This window comes from Streptomyces sp. NPDC050856, assembly GCF_040653855.1.
Classification (GTDB): Bacteria; Actinomycetota; Actinomycetes; order Streptomycetales; family Streptomycetaceae; genus Streptomyces.
In genome coordinates this window covers 78720-95519 of record NZ_JBFAGV010000008.1, presented here as the reverse complement: position 1 = coordinate 95519, position 16800 = coordinate 78720, and the positions used below count along the sequence as shown (strand labels likewise).

Sequence of the window (16800 nt, the reverse complement as noted above, 5' to 3'; positions counted from 1 at the left end):
GGCGCCTTCGCGGTGCCCTGGACCTTTCCGAGCGGTGCGGCAGCGGGCGGCCGGTGCTGGTGCCGGGCGCTCCTGACGAGAGCAGCCCCCGGCCGCCGCCGGATGGGGTTCAGAGCTTGTCGGCCGCCCGGACCCGGTTGAGGTGGACGAGGACGTCGTAGGCCCGGCCGATCGCGAGGGTGGGCAGGGGGTGGGGGGTGAACGTCGAACCGGCGTCGTAGACCGGCCGGGGCCGGTCGAGCCAGGTCCGGGCCTCGGCGGGTGCCGCCCGCAGGTCTACGTAGAAGTCTCGGTACCCGACCCGGTCCAGGGTGTGCTCGTGCATGCCGGGGCGCGCCGCCGGAACGGTGATTGGCTTCCAGTCGCCGTCGAGGGAGGCGTCTTTGGTGAGGAAGGAGCCGCCGGCGAAGGTGAAGCCGATCGCCGCGTAGTCGCGGCCCAGGCGGTCGCGCAGCACGGTGCCCTGGGTGCGCGGGTACATGTCGGGATGGGTGGACAGGTAGCCGACGTGGCCGTTGTGGGCGGACAGCAGCATCCTGTGGCCGGTCCGGCGCTGCCACCACAGCACGTTGTCGGCCATGGCCTGGTCGCGCAGGCGCTCCGCGGCCGTGACCGAGGCCGGGTCCGCGAGGTCGACGGTGGCGAAGGCGAAGGTCTGCGCGATGTTCCGGGCGTGCTGCACGGTCCACGCGTAGTCCTCGCCACCGGCCTCCTGGTGCCCGGCGACCAGGTCGAGGGCCTCCTGGGCCCGCGCGGCGTTCTCCTCGCGTTCCGGGAGCGGCTTGCGCAGGTGGGCGAAGATGTCGTCGAAGGGGCGCAGCCCCGCGTACAACTCCTTGAGCCGGGGCAGTGCCTCCGGCCTGGCCGTACCGACGGACGACAGGACCCGTTCGAAGATGTGGTCGCCGAGTTCCGGTCCCCCGAGGTCGTCGCCCATGAAGTGGACCCGGCGGTCGGGGTGGCGGCTGTTGTGGTCGCGCATCCAGCCGATCAGACGGACGAACTCCTCGCGCTCCCAGGGGGATCCGGCCAGCGTCTCCCGTGCGATCCGCCGCGGATCGCCGGGGCCGCCCTGGAGGTACTCGTCGATCCTGAGCCCGGCCGACCAGCTCATCTCCAGGGCGAAGGTGGTGAAGCCGCGTTCCTCGACGAGGTACTGGAAGACGCGGTGCTTCATGGCGAAGAACTCGTGCGAACCGTGCGTGGCCTCGCCGAGGCCCACCACTCTCGCGCCTCCGACCATGGCGTCCAGCGCCCGCAGGTCCGCCGTCGAACCGCCGGGATCCGTGGAGCGCAGCGGGTGCGCGGCCCGCTCCAGGGAGCGTACGACGCCTGCGGGGGGCGCGCCGGGTACGAAGGGTGGGGACGGGGCCGCGGAGGCCACCGGGGCGACCACCGCCGTGGCGGCGAGCGCCGCCGTGAGTGCGAGCAGTCCTCGCCGGCCGATCGACTTCCTGTGCCCGTGCATGGTGATCACTCCTTCGTGTGCGGCGGCTCCCCGGAGCCGATGCAGTGATCTTCACGCGCTGCGGCGCGGACCGCACTGAGGCCTCCCACCGTCCTGGTCCGGGGGAGTGTCCCCACCGTCTCCGGGTGCTGGCCGGATGGTCCGGCCGGCATCGGAACGAACAGGGTTGGACCATCAAGAGGTACGAGGGAAGGGAACCCTGGATGTTCGGCATGAAGTCGGTCCGCCGCCGGGCGGCCCGCACGGCCGCGGTCGGCGCACTCGCGGTGGCAACGTGCGCCACGCTGATGGCCGGCGGCGCCGGAGCCATCGTCAACGGGACCGAGCCGACGGAGCACTACCCGTTCATGGCGGTGATCCCTGAGTCGGCGCCCGAGCAGGGGCTGTACGACGGAAACTGCGGAGCCGCGCTGATCGATCCGCGGTGGGTGCTGACGGCGGCCCACTGCCTGCGGGGCGACGGGCTTCAGCTGGACGGCCTCGTCCGGATCGGCAGCACGGACCGGAAGTCCGGGGGGACCGTCCGGGCCATCGAGCGGATGTTCGTGCACCCCGGCTACCTGAACGGTGACGGGAAGGCCGCCAACAGGGACGACATCGCCCTGGTCCGCCTGGACCGTCCCGTCTCCGAGAAGCCCGTCCGGATCGCGGAACGGGCCGGACGTCCCGGCACCCCGACCCGGATCCTGGGATTCGGCACCACCTCCGACACCGCGCTGGATTTCCCGGAGCGGCTGAGGGAGCTCAGGACGCGCCGGGGCGCCGAGCCCGAATGCGCCCCCGGATACGCCGACCGGACCCGGCTGTGCACGATCAGCCGCGTGCCCGCGGCCATGGCGTGCTTCGGGGACTCCGGCGGGCCGCAGCTCCAGAAGGGCCGACACGGGCGGTGGGAGCTCATCGGAGTGACCTCGGGTCCGGGCACCCCTGGTGTCCCGTGCTCGGCCGGGCCGGGCCTCTACACCAGCGCGCCCGCGTACGCGGGCTGGATCCGGCAGACCATCAGGCACAACTCCTGATGCCGGCGGTCGCCGGCGTCGCGCCGCGACCCGTGCGGCGCCCGGCCGCGACTGCGGAGCCCGGTCGGGCGCCCGGCGGAGTGGAGTCACCCGTCCGCCCGCCGCCGTCGACCTCGCCCCTGGGCGGCGCCGCACCACGCAGGCGGGTGACCGCCCTGCCCGTGTGTCCCTTCGCCTGGTGGATGGTGTTGTCAGGCAGCTGTGGCGGCGGGGCCGGCGTCCACACTTCCGCGGTTTCATGATCGGACGGACAGGGACCTGGGGGCCGTCCGGCCGGATGCCGTCCGGCCGGATGCCGGCCGGGCGCGGACGGGTGGCGCGCCGATCGTTGATGGCGGCCCAGCGGTCGCCGTAGACGTTGCGCGTGATGCCGGGTTCCCGCAGGAAGTCGTGCGGGAAGCCCAGCGGCGCCGCGCTCACCCGGTCCAGCAGTGCCACGGCGTCGACGTCGAGCCGTATCCGCCGGCTGGTCTCCTCCCCGGCGCCGAAGCCCTCGTCGCCGCCGAAGGTCATGGCGCCGAGGCTGAGCTCGCTGACGCGCAGCCCGCCGAACAAGGTGTATCGCACGGTGCTTCCCCTCGCTTCAGGCGTCCGGCCGCGGCGCCGGGCGCGGACCGGACGCTACGCGCTGGAGTGCGCTCCAGCGCGAGCCACCGGGTACCGCTTATCCCTTCATCAGCTCCGACACCTTGACGAACCGGTATCCCCGGGCACGCAGTTCGGGCACGATCCGGCGGATCGCCGCCTCGGTGACCGGAGCCGCGCTGCGCGTGCAGTGCATCACCACCAGGGAGCCCGGCCGCACGTCCGCCAGGACCTGTTCGGCGACCGCGTCCGGGTCCGTGGCGAACGCGTCACCGCTGACCACGTCCCACTGCACGGCCGTCACCCGGGCCGGTGCCAGCGCGCGCAGCGCGGCCTCGTCGTAACAGCCGCCGGGGAAGCGGAAGTAGGGCACGACATTGCGGACGCCGACCGTACGGAACGTGTCGAAGGCCCGGCGCACGTCGGCGGTCATGTCCTGCTCGGCCAGCACCGGCAGCCCGTAGCAGGGCTCCTTGAAGGCGTGGTGGCTGTAGGAGTGGTTGGCGACCTCGAAGCGCGGGTCCATGCCGATCGCCCTCGCCTGCTCGGGGTACTCCTCGGCCCAGCGGCCGGTCATGAAGACCGTGGCGTCGACCTTCAGGCGCCGCAGTGTGCCGATCAGCGCGGGGTTGTCGAACCGCTCGCCGCGCGCCGCCCGGGGCCCCTGGTCGGCCGTCATGTCGGCGTCGAAGGTGAGCGCGACCGTGCGGCCCGCGGTGCCGGGCCCGCGCTCGAAGACGGGCGTACGTCCGCCGGGCCCGGGGGCCATCGTCGGCGGCGTGCGGGGCGGGGAGAGGCGCGCCGGGGTGGACGGCCGTACGGAAGCCGGTACCGAGGGGGCCGTGGGGTCGCCGGCGCCGCAGCTCAGTAGGCACGCGCCCAGCAGACCGGTGCCGAGCAGGACAAGCACCGCAGTGTTCCGTACACGAATGATCATTCAGCGAAAGTATATGATCATTTACCTTAAAAAATAACCGAAAGGTCGGAATGTGTGTTGAATGACCCATTCGGGGGGACGCGGAGGGTCGGAACCACTTTCTGGGGAGGCGGGATGCGCGTCCATGACCGGTACGAGCTGACCTTCGGGCACGGCGGCTCGGCCCTGGCCCCCGGGGACGAGGACATCGTCGAGGTGAACCGCACGGACCGGACCGGCCCGGGCGGGCATCCGGTGTACGCCGACGAGTCGGGGATAGTCCTGGCCGAGATCAGCGATCGGGGCGAGGTGCGGATGCTGGCCAGCGGTGGCCACCAGGACCCCGCCCTGACGGTCCGGGTCCGGGCCCTGTGAGCGGCGCCCCGGGCGCCGCTAGCGCCAGGGGCCGGTCACCGCGAACGTCGTCCCGGGCGCGTAGCAGTTGACGTACATGGTCCGGCCGTCGGGGGAGAAGGTGGCCCCGGCGAACTCGCCCCATTCGGGCTTCCCCTCGGTCCCGGTGTTCTGCGCGTTGCGGGCCACCGGGTACACCTGGCCGCGCCTGGTCAGCCCGTACACGTGCTGGGCGCCGTCGCCGTCCTCGCACACCATCAGGCCGCCACCGGGAGCCAGGCAGATGTTGTCGGGGGACTCGCCGGGCAGCTGGACGCCGGTGCCGGGGCCGAACGCGACCACCAGGGTGAGCCGGCGCCGGTGCGGCTCGTACTTCCACACCTGGCCGTAGTGGTCCGCCGCCGAACCCGCGCGGGCCCGGGCGAAGCTGGAGACGAAGAAGACCGCCCGGCCGTTCCAGTAGCACCCCTCCAGCTTCTGGGCGTGCGTGATGCCCCGGGGGCCGAAGTCCTGGAGCCGGACGGGGGTCTGCCGGGCCTGGGGGTCCGGTACGGGAACCCACTGCACGCCCTCGAAGACCGTGCCGGTCTCCTGGATCGCCGACAGGTCGGGCACCCCCGGCACCCGCATCGCCTCCAGCGCGCCGCCCGCGCGCAGCGAACCGGTGCCGCCGAGCGGCTTGCGGGGCAGGAAGCGGTAGAAGAGCCCGAAGGGCCGGTCGAAGGCGTCCTCGGTCTCGTACACGATCCCGCTGCGCGGGTCGACCGCGACCGCCTCGTGCTGGAAGCGGCCCATCGCGGTCAGCGGTACGGCTCCGGTGCGGCGCGGATCGACCGGGTCCACCTCGAAGACGAAGCCGTGGTCCTTGGTGTAGCCGTTGGTGCCCGCCCGGTCCTCGGTCTCCTCGCAGGTCAGCCAGGTGCCCCAGGGGGTGGGCCCGCCCGCGCAGTTGACGGCGGTGCCCGCCACCGCGACACGTTCGCCGGTCACCTCGCCCCGGGCGTCCAGTGCGATCGCCGTGCACCCGCCCTTGCCCGCCGGGTCGTACGTCAGGCCTTCGACGGCCGGCACGCCGAGACGGGCGGTGGCGCCGTTCTCGTGGTTGCGCACCAGGTGGACGCGGCCGCGCCAGCCGGCGAAGGCGGCCATGCCGTCATGCCTGCCGGGTACCGGCCCCTCGCCGGAGCGCAAGGGGGCGCCCTCCCGGGAGAGCACCCGGTGGCGGAACCCCTCGGGCAGGTCCAGCAGGCCCTCGGGGTCCGGGAGCAGGGGGCCGTAACCGGTGTGGCCGCGGGCGGCGGCGGTGCCCGCGAAGAGTTCGGCGAAGGCGCCGGTGAAGGCGATGGACGCCACCGACGCCCCGGTGCGCGCGAGGATCTGACGCCGTGTTGCGGACATGGGGCGACTCCCTGCTGGCGGACAGGAATGTGCTGTGGCCCGCATGTGTACCACGCGTCGGGCGACACGTGAACCATGCGGGCCGGGTGCCCCGTGTGGGGAGCGGGTCAGGCGAGCTCGGCGGTCAGAGTGATCGTCGTCCCCGTGAGCGCCTGGCTGACCGGGCAGTTCTTCTTGGCGTCCTCGGCGGCCGCGACGAAGCCGTCCTCGTCCAGGCCGGGCACCTCGCCGCGCACGGTGAGGTGGATGCCGGTGATGCCCTCACCCGGCTGGAAGGTCACGTCGGCCTTGGTCTCCAGGCGGGTGGGCGGGTTGCCCGCACCGGCCAGGGCGTGCGACAGGGCCATCGAGAAGCAGCTGGAGTGAGCGGCCGCGATCAGCTCCTCGGGGCTGGTCCTGCCGTTGGCCTGCTCGGCGCGCGCCGGCCAGGAGACCGGGTACTCGCCGATGCCGGAGGAGTCGAGGCTGACGACGCCGGAGCCCTTGAGGAGCTCGCCTTCCCAGACGGTGTGAGCGGTGCGCGTGGTGGCCATGATGGTTCCCTTCGGATGGGTTGCGGCCTCCAAACCTACTGCGCCACCAGTCCCTTCGCGTCCCGCGCCAGCGCGGTGAGCCGGGAGATCGCCCGGAAGTACTTCTTCCGGTACCCGCCGTTCAGCATCTCGTCACTGAAGAGCCGGTCGAAGGGCAGCCCGGAGGCGAGCACCGGTATCTCCCGGTCGTACAGCCGGTCGGCCAGGACCACCAGCCGCAGGGCGGTCGACTGGTCGGGCACGGGCGCCACACCGGTCAGGCAGACCGCGGCCAGTCCGTCCGTCAGCGCCCCGTACCGGCTCGGGTGGACCCGGGCCAGGTGCTCCAGCAACTGCGGGAAGCCGTCCAGCGAGGCACCCGGCGTGGCGTGCGCGGCCCCCGTCACCTGCTCGTCGGAGAACGGCGCCGGGGCCTCGGGCAGTCCCCGGTGGCGGTAGTCCTCGCCGTCGATGCGCAGCGGGCGGAAGTGCGCGGACAGCCCCTGGATCTCCCGCAGGAAGTCGGCGGCGGCGAACCGGCCCTCGCCCAGCTTGCCGGGCAGTGTGTTGGAGGTGGCCGCCAGCGCGACCCCGGCGTCGACCAGCTTGCCGAGCAGCGTGGAGACCAGCACGGTGTCACCCGGGTCGTCCAGCTCGAACTCGTCGATGCACAGCAGCCGGTGCCCGCTGAGCGTGGCGACGGTCTGCTGGAAGCCGAGCGCGCCCACCAGGTTGGTCAGCTCCACGAACGTGCCGAACGCCTTCAGCGCGGGCTCGGCCGGGGTGGCGTGCCACAGGGACGCCAGCAGGTGGGTCTTGCCGACGCCGTACCCGCCGTCCAGGTACACCCCGCGCGGCCCGGTGGGCGCGGCCGGCTTCCTGGCGAACCAGCGCCGCCTGCCCGCCCCGGTGGCGTGCGCGCCGCCCAGCCCGGCGGCGAAGGAGCTCAGCACCGCGACCGCCTCGGTCTGGCTGGGCTGGTTCGGGTCCGGGAGGTAGGTGTCGAAGCGCACCGAGTCGAAGCGCGGCGGCGGCACCATGTCGGCGACCAGACGGTCGGCGGGGACACGGGGCTCGCGGGCGCACAGGGAGAGCGGGGCCGCTTCGGTCATGGCACTGGTGGACACAGTTCCCCACTCTATGCGCCGTGCCAGACTGCACCGCATGCGACGCCTGTTCCCTGTGACCGACCCGACAGCGACCCCCGGCCCCGCCGGCCACGAGTGGTCCCCCGACGAGCTGGCCGACGCCTACGCCTATCCGGTCCCGGGCCCCTGGCTGCGCGCCAACATGGTGTCGACCCTGGACGGCGCGGCCCAGCACGACGGGCGCTCCCAGCCCATCTCGTCCGACGCCGACATGCGGATCTTCGGCACCCTGCGCGGCCTGGCCGACGTGGTGATCGTGGGCGCCGAGACGGTCCGGTCGGAGGGCTACCGCCCGCCGCGCGCGCGTGCCGTCTTCGCCGAGCGCCGGGCGGCGGCGGGACAGGGCCCTGCGCCCGCCGTCGCGGTGGTCAGCGCCTCGCTGGAGCTGGACTTCTCGGCCCCCCTGTTCACCGGGCCGCTCGTCCCCACGCTGGTCCTGACGGGCGCCGCGGCGCCGCCGGAGCGGGTCCGTGAGGCGCGGCGGGCCGGCGCCGAGGTGATCGTCGCGGGCGACGGACCCGGGGTGGAGCCGGGCCGGGCGCTGCGGGCGCTGGCCGAGCGAGGCCTGCGCCGCCAGCTCACCGAGGGCGGCCCGCGGCTGCTGGGGCAGCTGGTGTCCGCGGGGGTACTGGACGAGTTGTGCCTGACCGTTTCCCCGCTGCTCACCGCCGGGGACGCGCAGCGGATCGCCGGGGGCCCGCCGGTGGGCGTACCGTCGAAGTTCACGCTGGTGTCCCTCCTGGAGGAGGGCGGGTTTCTCTTCACCCGGTACAGCCGGACCTGATCAATTACTGGAATTTATCGTTCCGGTTTGCTCCCGCCGGGCACACTTACTTTCGCAGTCCCCGTGCCGGCACGGGGAAGGACGGTTTCCGCAGAAGGGCTCCCGAGGTGTTCACAAGTGTTCTGATGATCGAGAAGCCTCTGTCGTCCGTGGACGTGGAGTTCGTCACCACGCTGCACGGGGACGAGAGGTTGTCCTTCATCGTGCTGATGCAGCCCCGTGGCGAGCAGGCCGTCGTGCTGCTGCGGGCCATCGACGACGTCGCCCTGGGCGAACTCAGAGAAGCGGTCAAGGAGGGCGACGAGCCCGAGGGCAAGGCCGCGGTGCTCTCCGCCCAGGCCGGCCTGGAGCACTCGCTCCAGGTACTGCGGGAGGCCGGCTGCGAGGCCGTCGGCCAGGTCGTGGAGGACCACCCGCTGGACAAGCTCAAGGCCGTCGTGGAGGAGGCCGGCGCCGACGAGGTGATCGTCCTGACCAAGCCGCACTACGTGGAGGAGTTCTTCCACCGGGACTGGGCCTCCCGGGCCCGCCACAAGGTCGGCGTACCGGTGCTCAAGCTCTTCGCGCACAACGAGGAGCCGCGCACCTAATAGGCTGGGCCCCTCACACACGCGACACCCCGGGGAGACACACGCATGGCACCCGCCATCCCTGCTGCCATGGAACGGCCGCACTTCATCGGCATCGGCGGCGCCGGAATGTCGGGCATCGCCAAGATCCTGGCCCAGCGCGGGGCGAAGGTCGCCGGCAGTGACGCGCGCGAGTCGGAGACCGCCGCGTCCCTGCGGGCGCTCGGCGCCACCGTCCACATCGGACACGCCGCCGACCACCTCGCCGACGACACCAGCTGCGTCGTCGTCTCCAGCGCCATCCGCGCCGACAACCCGGAGCTGGCCCGCGCCACCGAACTGGGCATCCCGGTGGTCCACCGCTCCGACGCGCTCGCCGCGCTGATGACCGGGCTGCGCGCCGTCGCGGTGGCCGGTACCCACGGCAAGACGACCACCACCTCGATGCTGGCCGTCGCCCTTGGCGAGCTGGGCCTGGCCCCCTCGTACGCCATCGGTGGCGACCTCGCGGGCCCGGGCACCAACGCGCTGCACGGCGAGGGCGAGATCTTCGTCGCCGAGGCCGACGAGAGCGACCGCAGCTTCCAGAAGTACGACCCCGAGGTCGCGATCGTCCTCAACGTCGAGCTGGACCACCACGCCAACTACGCCTCCATGGACGAGATCTACGAGTCCTTCGAGGCCTTCGTCGCCAAGATCCGCCCCGGCGGCACCCTCGTCGTCGGCGAGCACGCCGGCGCCCGCGAGCTCGCCCGCCGGGTCGCGGACCGCGAGGACCTCAGCATCGTGCGGGTCGGCGAGTCGGCCGACTCCGACGCCCGCATCACCGCCATCACCCCCAAGGGCATGGCCAGCGAGGTCACCGTCGTCCTGGACGGTACCGAGCACACCTTCACGGTGTCCGTGCCCGGCCGCCACTACGCCCACAACGCCGCCGCCGCGCTCGCCGCCGGCGCCCGCGTGGGCATCGACCCGGCCGGGCTGGCCCGCTCCCTCACCGCCTACACCGGTGTCGGCCGCCGCCTCCAGCTCAAGGGCGAGGCCGCGGGCGTCCAGGTCATCGACTCCTACGCGCACCACCCCACCGAGATGACCGCCGACCTGGAGGCCATGCGCGCCGCCGCCGGTGAGGCGGCACGGCTGCTGGTGGTCTTCCAGCCGCACCTGTTCTCCCGGACCCAGGAACTGGGCACCGAGATGGGCCGGGCCCTGGCCCTCGCCGACGCCTCGGTCGTCCTCGACATCTACCCGGCCCGCGAAGACCCGATCCCCGGTGTCACCAGCGCGCTGATCATCGACGCGGCCCGCGCGGCGGGCGCCGACGTGACCGCCGTGTCCGACAAGGACGCCGTGCCGGACGCCGTCGCGGGAATGGCCCGGCCCGGTGATCTCGTTCTCACCATGGGCGCGGGCGACGTCACCGATCTGGGACCGAGGATCCTCGCCCGCCTGGACCGGGACTGAGGAGAGGCGAGTCGTTATGGCGTACGACGTCGAGAAGCCGGACGAGCAGTGGCGGGCGGAGCTGTCCCCGAAGGAGTACCACGTCCTGCGCGAGGCCGGCACCGAGCCCGCCTTCACCGGTGAGTACACCGACACCGACACCAGGGGCGTCTACTCCTGCCGGGCGTGCGGCGCCGAGCTGTTCACCTCGGAGACCAAGTTCGCGTCGCACTGCGGCTGGCCGTCCTTCTACGACCCGAAGGACAACGACGCGGTCGAGCTGATCCAAGACCGCTCCCACGGCATGGTCCGCACCGAGGTCCGCTGCGCCCGCTGCGGCTCCCACCTGGGCCATGTCTTCGAGGGCGAGGGCTATCCGACCCCGACCGACCAGCGGTACTGCATCAACTCCGTCTCGCTGCGGCTGGAGCCCGCCGGCGAGTGAGCCTCACGACGGGGACGGCTCGGGGACGAGGTTCTCCTCGCCGAGCCGCTCCCCCGACTGGTAGATCGTCACGACCCCGTCGTGGATCACATAGCGGTACGGGCCGTTCCGCGCCTCGTAGCCGTCGGAGGTCTCCTCCGCCTCCATCGCGATGCCCTTCTCCCGCCGGTCGGTGAACTCGCCGTAGTAGTACAGCGTGCCGCCCGGCGTACGGCAGAGGGTGATCTGCTTGTTCACCGTGCGGAACGCCTCGACCAGCCCGGCGCCCTCGCCCCCGGGCAGCTCGGCGGCGATGCGGCCGGGGCACTGCCCGGCGGTGGCGCTCGGCGCGGACCGGCCCGGCTCCCCCTCGCCCGGATCGCCGCTGCCACAGCCGTCGGCGAGCAGCCCGAGCAGCACCAGGAACACCACCAGGCCCAGGCATCCCGACAGGCACCCGTTGGTCTTCCCGGCCGGAGCGGCGGTGGCGCGGGGGCGCGGCGGCGTCCACCGCGGGTCCGGGCCGCTCGCCGGCGGCGGGGCCGGGTACCCGGGAGCAGGGCGCGGAGCGGTGGGCGTGTACCCGGTGGTGGCCCCGGAGGGATAGAAGATGCCCTCGTCACGGGCGCGGGTGGCGGCCCGCGGCGGGGCCGTGGTCCGGGGCGGCGTGGGCGGGCGGGCCGCGGCCCGCTCGTGCGGGGTGGTCCTCGGCGGCGCGGGTGCCCGCTTCGGCGTGGGCTTCCTGGGCGCGGACTTCTTCGCGCCGCCGCCCGCCTTGGCGGCGGGTTTCGCGGTGGGTCCGCCGGCGGACGACGGCCGGGCGGCGGCCGGCTTGCCGGGGGCGGGCTTCGCCGCCGGTCCGGCCGCCTTCCAGCCGGTGCCGCAGACGATGCAGGTGAGATCGGTACGGGCGTTGTTGGTGTCGCACTTGGAGCAGCGCCAGTCGGCCGGCGGCCGGGCGGTGCCCGGTCGCTTGGCGGCGGGCCGGGAACCGCCCCCCGCACGCGGAGCGGCGGTGCGCCGGCCGCTGCCGCAAATGGTGCACGACGTGTCCGCGGGGCCGTTGTACGTGTCGCAGTCCGCGCAGCGCCAGTTGGCCGATGCCGCCACTCCCGCTCTCCTCCTCATCGCTCGGCCGGGCCACCGGCCCCGCCGTCAGGGCGGGGCGGATCGTGACCTCAGGCCGTGTCCCCGGCGTCGCCGGAATCCCCGGCGACCCGGGCCATCACGTCCCGGAACAGCTCCTCGGACACCGGGCTCGCCGGAGCCGCCAGCCACTGGGGGCCGTCCAGCGGAACCCGCTCCAGCCCGGCGTCGTCGGCCGGTTCGCTCGGCCGTTCCGGTACGGCGTGGTCGTGCCGCAGCAGCGCCAGGAACCGCTCCGCCTCCCGCGCCGACTGGGCCGGTACGTCCACCCGGACCACGACCAGGTCCGGCCGGCCGGCCTCGGCGTCGCGGAACTGGAAGACCAGCTGACCGCTCCCGTCCGGGCCCTGCGGGCGCGCCGTCGCCGCCGTACAGCGGTCCACCCTGACCTCGATGTGGCAGAACCCGTGCCACACGAACCCCAGCAGGCCGTCGGCGCACTCCAGCAGGAAACCCGGCCAGCGCAGCTTCGTCACAGGCTGTTCGCGATCGTCTCGATGATCTCGTCCATCTCGAACTCCTCCAGTCCCTCGCCCGCCTTGGAGGCGAAGTGCAGGGTGAGGTCCCATTCCTCGGCGATCGGGTCGGACCAGGGCGCCTGGTCCGGGGCGAACAGGACCAGGCGCTTGGCGGACTGCTCCATGACGGCGGTCTGGCTGCGGGCGTAGCCCCACTGCTCGAAGAGGTCGTCGATACTGCGCGGGATGCCCGCCGGGTACGACGGGGCGGAGGCGCCGACCGAGCCCAGCGGGTGGGCGGGCGCGTCGGTGAACATCACGATCACATGGCGCCTGCGGTCCAGCCCCTTCTCCCAGGGCGCGTTGACGGCCAGGGCCAGCGCCTCCAGGCCGGATTCGGGGATGTCGCCGCCGCCGGTGGCGTCGATGCCCTTGATGAACCGCTCGAAGTCCTTGGCCTGGGAGGGCAGGTGGAGGAAGTCGGTCTGCTCGATGGCGTTCGAGGGATCGTCACCGAAGTCCCGGAAGGCGATGACCTTCAGCCGGAGCTGGCTGATCGCCTTGCCCTTCTTGGCCATCACCGCGTTCAGCCGGTCGTGGAACTGCAGGGCGCTCGCCTTCACACTGTCGAGGACGGGGAACATGCTGCCCGTCGCGTCGACGCACAGCACGATGTCGACGGCGTACTGGAGGTTGCCCTGGTACTGCTCGATGGGGGCGTTCATATCGGCTCTCCTGTCGGTGGCTGTCAGGCGCGTCGGTCCCGGCCGCGGTCGCCGAGGTTGATCCGTACGCGGGAGGGTCGCTCGGCCGGGGCGTCGGCGGTCCCGGCGGGTTCGGGCGCGGTGGGCGCGGGCGCGGGGGAGGCGGGTGCGGGCGCGGCGGATGGGGGCGCGGCGGCGGCCGGTGCGGCGCCCGGTCCCGGGGCCGGTTCCCCGGCGCCGGGCGGCACCGCCGGGCCGGGTCGCCCGGACGCCTTGAGGTTGGCTCGGATCCGGCTCGCCCGGGGACCCGCCCCGGACCCGGACCCGGACGCCGGGCCAGGTGCCGTCCGCTTCGGCGCGGACCCGGCCGTCCCCGGACGCCGGTGCCGAAGGGCGCACACCTCGGGGTCGGCCAGCGCCTTCAGGAAGGTCGCCATCCGCGGCCGGCTCCCCGGCGCGCGGGAGGTCATGGCCCGCAGCAGCCCCTGCATGGCGTCCGAGAGGCGGCTGTCCAGCAGCAGCCGCTCACCGGCGTTGACCGCGTCGGCCGGGGACCCGTACCGCTCGTCGTGGCCGGGCAGCGACCCCACCAGGTACAGGTGCGTCATCAGACCCAGCGCGAAGACGTCCACGGCGCAGGTCAGGTGCTCCGGGCCGACCGACTCGTCCCCCTGCATGTAGCGGCGCCACTCGGGCGCCCCGTACAGCGAGTCGCCCGCGATGTCACCGGGGTCCGGGGGGCTCCCCGACACGTACGAGTCGTCGAAGTCGATCAGCTTGGCGGTGTGGAACGCCGCGCCGTCCCGCTTCTGCACGAGCACGTTCAGCGGTTTGAGGTCACCGTGCACGATGTCGATGTCGTGCAGCTGCTTGAGGCTCATCCCCAGCGTCTTCAGCAGCACCATCTTCTGGCGGGGCTCCAGGGCCTGCGGCTTCTCCAGGCTGGAGGTGTCGATCCGCTCGGTCACCTTGTAGTACGTACTGCCCTCGTGGAAGAAGTCCGTGGCGAGGACGAGGTTCCCGCCGCCGCGCGCGTCCGGGCGCAGCCGCTTCATGATGGTGCGGTGGCGCTGCTCGAACTCCCGCGCGAGCTGGCGGCGGATGCGCAGGCTCGGGGTGTCGCGGGTGTCGTCGTCGCGCGGCCGCTTGGGTTCCAGGAACCGCTTGACGAAGTACTGGCCGCCGTTCTTCTCCGCGAACGCCCAGATGCACTTGCCGCCGTTGGCGTTGGTGGGTTCGCTGATGACGCGGTAGCCCGCGATCACGTCGCCCTTCTTCATGCGTGCTCCTCGGTCGCGGGCGGCAGGTAGGTCTCGTAGCCGGCGCGGTAGGCGTGCCAGGTCTCGTCCTGCCAGGCCCGGACCCGCGCGGGCAGGGACGCGGCGTCCCCCGGCCCGGACCGGAGGACGCCGGTGTCCGGGGCCGGCCGGTCCAGACCGCGCGGCCGGGTGCGTACGTAGCGGTCGGTGACCTGCGCGTACCGGGCCGCGAAGTTGCCGCGCAGGGCCCCGAAGCCACCGTGGCTCAGCGCCAGCAGCGCCAGCGAGGCGTCGTCGGCCGTGTAGCCCTGCACCTCGCGGCGGAGCAGGTCGGCCCACTCGCCCTCGTTGTGCGCCAGGTGCAGCGTGTGCAGCAGCACGTACTCGAAATCGGCCGGTGTGTGGACGTAGCCGAAGAACCCGTCCGTCGCGGTCACCAGCACACAGGGCTGCGCGGGCAGCGTCAGCCGCTGGGTGCCGATGAGGAAGTCCCGGTCCGCGCAGACCAGGTTGGTCATCGGCGGGTCCGTCCGCAGCAGCTCCAGGGCGTCGCTCTCCCGGGTGTGGTCGCGGGTGAGGACCTGGAGGCCGGTCTCGGGGCGCAGCAGGTAGGCCCGGGAGTCACCGGCCCACAGGGCGTGCAGTTCGAGGGAGTGGTCCTCGGACATCCGGTAGTGGACGGCGGCCAGTGTGGTCGGCAACTGCCGGCGCATGGTGCCGCCGATCTTGCTGCGGCGCTGCGGGGCGGACGCCAGGAAGTACTGGAGGTACTCGCGCAGGCTCTCGGGCCCCTCCGGCTCACCGCCGGTGGCCACCTCGCGGAACCAGCAGTCCGTGGCCAGCCGGGCCACCCGCGCCCCGACCCAGGCGCCGGTACGGGACTCACCGTCGGGAGCCTGCCACACGGGGGCCGCGCCGGACCCGCCGGAACCGTCGAACACGGCCAGCAGCCCCTGGCCGCTGTCCCAGTGGTGGGCGACGAGCGGGTCGGCGTCCTCGCCGCGCCCCGGGACCCGCTCGGTCCACACCGACAGCGCCTGGAGTCCCTCGCCGCCGTACCGCCAGATCCGCTGCGGCGGTGGCACCCGGTGCGCGGGGCCGGCCCCGGCGTCCCGCTCGGGTGCGGCCGCCGGGTCCGGCTGCGGCTGCCGCGGTCCGTGCGGCGCGTGCGGTGGCGCCTGTGGTGCGTGCGGCGCGTCCTGACCGGGCGGCGCACCGGCCGGTGCGCGGGGGGCCGTCGGCGGCGGCGCCGTGCTCCAGGAGGGGAGCGGGGCACCGGAGTGGTGGGTGGTGCGGTCGGGTTCGGTCATCGTCGCTCCCCGTCGTGGCCGGTGGTGCCGGACGTCCCGCCGCGCGGGCGCTTGGCGGTGCCCCGCACCCGGCTCACCCGCGGCGGGGCCGGCTCGTCCGGGCCGGTCGCCGATGCGGTCGCCGGGGTGCTGCCGGCCGGCGGCAGCGGCTCGTCCTCGGGCGGCGCGGCCGGGACGCCGGAGGCGCCACCCGTACGGGACGGCCCGGCCGCCCCGGGCCCCGTCCGCCGGTCCGCACCGCCGTCGCGCCCGCCGGGGGAGGCCCCGCCCCCGGACCTGCCCGGCCGCTCGTCGCCGGCGCGGCCCTCCCGGAGCACCTCGCCCCGCAGCGGTTCCCGCCCGCGCGCCCCCTTCGGCGCTTCGGTCTCCTCGGCGGCCGGGCCCGCCGGCTCCCGCCCCTCCAGGGCCCGGGCCAGGCTGCCGCCCAGCCGGCCCCGGCGGGCCGCCGTGTCGAACAGGCCGTCGCCGTCCCGCAGCACCTCGTCGAGCACGGCCCGTTCCAGCTCCGCCTGTTCGAAGGGTTCCCGGTCGGCGTCGCCGCGCTCCAGGACCATGCGCATCACCTCGCGCCGCACCTCGCGCTTCTCCGCCTCGCCCTTCTCGATCCAGGCCAGGGCGGCGCGCGGCCCCTCCTTCTCCATGATCTCCGCGATCAGGCCGTCGACGCCCTCCTCGCGGATCATGTCGAGATGGCGCCCGCGCCGCATACCGGCCAGCCGGGTCTCGCGTACGACGTCCCGGAAGTCCCGCCCGCTGGCGGTGATCTCGTCCTCGTCGACCAGCAGTTCGATCTGGATGTTGCGCAGCCGGACCGCGTCGTCGCCGCTGAAGCCGTACAGCGCGGTGTTGAGCGCCTCCTCCGCCTCGTGGAACTCGGCGATGTCGTAGTCGCGGGCGACGCCGCGCAGCGTCTTGCGCAGATGGCCGTAGAGCGCCCCGCTCATGTCGCGGATGCCGCGCGAGACCACCTTCGCCGGGTCCGCCACCCGGCACACCAGGTCCGCCCGGCTGCGGAAGGAGAACGTGGGGTCGCGGCTGAGCAGCGGGATGTCGAGGACGAGCCGGTGCTCGGTCATGTCGACGGTGAACACACGGCGGTACGCGCCGAACCGGGACGACGGGATCTCCTCGCCGCTGTGCACCGTGAGTGAGGGACCGCTGTCCCGGACCAGCACCAGGGCACGGCCGGGGGCCGGCGGGCGCAGCGGGTTCATCAGCCGCCACTTGGCCAGTTCCTCGCTGCCCAGCACCGGATCGTAGGTCTGCTCCTCCATCGTCCCCTGCCCCTCCTCGTCCGTGGTGA

Annotated in this window: 17 protein-coding genes and 1 pseudogene; 6 read left to right on the top strand and 12 right to left on the bottom strand. The window is 73.6% G+C overall.

What is annotated here, in order from left to right; translation table 11 throughout:
- Positions 1-109 precede the first annotated feature (109 nt).
- Entirely contained in the window at positions 110-1468 is a 1359-nt protein-coding gene (locus tag AB0H53_RS10440) for an erythromycin esterase family protein (protein ID WP_362109636.1), read from the bottom strand.
- A gap of 203 nt (positions 1469-1671) precedes the next feature.
- Here AB0H53_RS10440 and AB0H53_RS10435 point away from each other — a divergent pair, with 203 nt between their 5' ends.
- On the top strand, positions 1672-2487 hold the full coding sequence (locus AB0H53_RS10435; protein ID WP_362109634.1) for a serine protease: 816 nt from the start codon (positions 1672-1674) through the stop codon (positions 2485-2487).
- A 312-nt stretch (positions 2488-2799) separates the two neighbouring features.
- Here AB0H53_RS10435 and AB0H53_RS10430 read toward each other — a convergent pair.
- Both AB0H53_RS10430 and AB0H53_RS10425 read right to left on the bottom strand, forming a co-directional pair.
- Positions 2800-2946: pseudogene (locus AB0H53_RS10430) on the bottom strand (aldo/keto reductase); the annotation flags it as partial.
- 205 nt (positions 2947-3151) lie between these two features.
- Positions 3152-4009 (bottom strand): polysaccharide deacetylase family protein, encoded by an 858-nt coding sequence (locus tag AB0H53_RS10425; protein ID WP_362109632.1) that lies wholly within the window; start codon positions 4007-4009, stop codon positions 3152-3154.
- Positions 4010-4123: 114 nt separating this feature from the next.
- Here AB0H53_RS10425 and AB0H53_RS10420 point away from each other — a divergent pair, with 114 nt between their 5' ends.
- The gene (locus AB0H53_RS10420; RefSeq protein WP_362109630.1) at positions 4124-4363 is read left to right on the top strand and encodes a DUF6296 family protein; all 240 of its coding nucleotides are present in this window, start codon (positions 4124-4126) and stop codon (positions 4361-4363) included.
- Between the two features lie 18 nt (positions 4364-4381).
- On the opposite strand, the gene AB0H53_RS10415 is transcribed toward AB0H53_RS10420, so the two are convergent.
- The 3 genes from AB0H53_RS10415 to zapE form a co-directional block, all read right to left on the bottom strand.
- Positions 4382-5740, bottom strand: a complete 1359-nt coding sequence (locus tag AB0H53_RS10415) for an alkaline phosphatase PhoX (RefSeq protein WP_362109628.1) — start codon at positions 5738-5740, stop codon at positions 4382-4384.
- Positions 5741-5847: 107 nt separating this feature from the next.
- Positions 5848-6273: an OsmC family protein gene (locus tag AB0H53_RS10410; protein ID WP_362109626.1), complete on the bottom strand. Its 426-nt coding sequence runs from the start codon at positions 6271-6273 to the stop codon at positions 5848-5850.
- A gap of 35 nt (positions 6274-6308) precedes the next feature.
- On the bottom strand, positions 6309-7364 hold the full coding sequence (gene zapE / locus AB0H53_RS10405) for a cell division protein ZapE (RefSeq protein WP_362109830.1): 1056 nt from the start codon (positions 7362-7364) through the stop codon (positions 6309-6311).
- A 52-nt stretch (positions 7365-7416) separates the two neighbouring features.
- On the opposite strand from zapE, the gene AB0H53_RS10400 reads away from it, so the two are divergent.
- The 4 genes from AB0H53_RS10400 (at position 7417) to msrB (ending at position 10641) form a co-directional block, all read left to right on the top strand.
- A complete protein-coding gene (locus tag AB0H53_RS10400) occupies positions 7417-8184 on the top strand; it encodes a pyrimidine reductase family protein (protein ID WP_362109624.1) in 768 nt (255 codons plus the stop codon).
- A gap of 107 nt (positions 8185-8291) precedes the next feature.
- On the top strand, positions 8292-8774 hold the full coding sequence (locus AB0H53_RS10395) for an indole-3-glycerol phosphate synthase (protein ID WP_362109622.1): 483 nt from the start codon (positions 8292-8294) through the stop codon (positions 8772-8774).
- A 45-nt stretch (positions 8775-8819) separates the two neighbouring features.
- Positions 8820-10217, top strand: coding sequence for a UDP-N-acetylmuramate--L-alanine ligase (gene murC / locus AB0H53_RS10390; protein WP_362109620.1), 1398 nt, complete (start codon positions 8820-8822; stop codon positions 10215-10217).
- Positions 10218-10233: 16 nt separating this feature from the next.
- Positions 10234-10641, top strand: a complete 408-nt coding sequence (msrB, locus tag AB0H53_RS10385) for a peptide-methionine (R)-S-oxide reductase MsrB (protein ID WP_362109618.1) — start codon at positions 10234-10236, stop codon at positions 10639-10641.
- Positions 10642-10644: 3 nt separating this feature from the next.
- On the opposite strand, the gene AB0H53_RS10380 is transcribed toward msrB, so the two are convergent.
- The 6 genes from AB0H53_RS10380 to AB0H53_RS10355 all read right to left on the bottom strand — a co-directional run bounded on the left by AB0H53_RS10380 (position 10645) and on the right by AB0H53_RS10355 (position 16771).
- A complete protein-coding gene (locus tag AB0H53_RS10380) occupies positions 10645-11730 on the bottom strand; it encodes a zinc finger protein (RefSeq protein WP_362109616.1) in 1086 nt (361 codons plus the stop codon).
- Between the two features lie 68 nt (positions 11731-11798).
- On the bottom strand, positions 11799-12242 hold the full coding sequence (locus AB0H53_RS10375; protein ID WP_362109614.1) for a hypothetical protein: 444 nt from the start codon (positions 12240-12242) through the stop codon (positions 11799-11801).
- A complete protein-coding gene (locus AB0H53_RS10370; RefSeq protein ID WP_362109612.1) occupies positions 12239-12949 on the bottom strand; it encodes a vWA domain-containing protein in 711 nt (236 codons plus the stop codon). The genes AB0H53_RS10375 and AB0H53_RS10370 overlap by 4 nt, the downstream gene beginning before the upstream one ends.
- Before the next feature lie 23 nt (positions 12950-12972).
- On the bottom strand, positions 12973-14208 hold the full coding sequence (locus tag AB0H53_RS10365; RefSeq protein ID WP_362109610.1) for a lipopolysaccharide kinase InaA family protein: 1236 nt from the start codon (positions 14206-14208) through the stop codon (positions 12973-12975).
- Complete coding sequence (locus tag AB0H53_RS10360) at positions 14205-15497, bottom strand: serine/threonine protein phosphatase (protein ID WP_362109608.1); 1293 nt, start codon at positions 15495-15497, stop codon at positions 14205-14207. Before AB0H53_RS10360 ends, AB0H53_RS10365 begins: the two co-directional genes overlap by 4 nt.
- A complete protein-coding gene (locus tag AB0H53_RS10355; RefSeq protein WP_362109606.1) occupies positions 15494-16771 on the bottom strand; it encodes a hypothetical protein in 1278 nt (425 codons plus the stop codon). The genes AB0H53_RS10360 and AB0H53_RS10355 overlap by 4 nt, the downstream gene beginning before the upstream one ends.
- Positions 16772-16800: the final 29 nt, after the last annotated feature.

Excerpts from the sequence above, each read along its gene's own strand:
- AB0H53_RS10440 (WP_362109636.1), bottom strand. The coding sequence starts at position 1,468 with ATGCACGGGCACAGGAAGTCGATCGGCCGGCGAGGACTGCTCGCACTC.
- AB0H53_RS10435 (WP_362109634.1), top strand. The coding sequence starts at position 1,672 with ATGTTCGGCATGAAGTCGGTCCGCCGCCGGGCGGCCCGCACGGCCGCG.
- AB0H53_RS10425 (WP_362109632.1), bottom strand. The coding sequence starts at position 4,009 with ATGATCATTCGTGTACGGAACACTGCGGTGCTTGTCCTGCTCGGCACC.
- AB0H53_RS10420 (WP_362109630.1), top strand. The coding sequence starts at position 4,124 with ATGCGCGTCCATGACCGGTACGAGCTGACCTTCGGGCACGGCGGCTCG.
- AB0H53_RS10415 (WP_362109628.1), bottom strand. The coding sequence starts at position 5,740 with ATGTCCGCAACACGGCGTCAGATCCTCGCGCGCACCGGGGCGTCGGTG.
- AB0H53_RS10410 (WP_362109626.1), bottom strand. The coding sequence starts at position 6,273 with ATGGCCACCACGCGCACCGCTCACACCGTCTGGGAAGGCGAGCTCCTC.
- zapE (WP_362109830.1), bottom strand. The coding sequence starts at position 7,364 with ATGACCGAAGCGGCCCCGCTCTCCCTGTGCGCCCGCGAGCCCCGTGTC.
- AB0H53_RS10400 (WP_362109624.1), top strand. The coding sequence starts at position 7,417 with ATGCGACGCCTGTTCCCTGTGACCGACCCGACAGCGACCCCCGGCCCC.
- murC (WP_362109620.1), top strand. The coding sequence starts at position 8,820 with ATGGCACCCGCCATCCCTGCTGCCATGGAACGGCCGCACTTCATCGGC.
- msrB (WP_362109618.1), top strand. The coding sequence starts at position 10,234 with ATGGCGTACGACGTCGAGAAGCCGGACGAGCAGTGGCGGGCGGAGCTG.
- AB0H53_RS10370 (WP_362109612.1), bottom strand. The coding sequence starts at position 12,949 with ATGAACGCCCCCATCGAGCAGTACCAGGGCAACCTCCAGTACGCCGTC.
- AB0H53_RS10365 (WP_362109610.1), bottom strand. The coding sequence starts at position 14,208 with ATGAAGAAGGGCGACGTGATCGCGGGCTACCGCGTCATCAGCGAACCC.
- AB0H53_RS10360 (WP_362109608.1), bottom strand. The coding sequence starts at position 15,497 with ATGACCGAACCCGACCGCACCACCCACCACTCCGGTGCCCCGCTCCCC.
- AB0H53_RS10355 (WP_362109606.1), bottom strand. The coding sequence starts at position 16,771 with ATGGAGGAGCAGACCTACGATCCGGTGCTGGGCAGCGAGGAACTGGCC.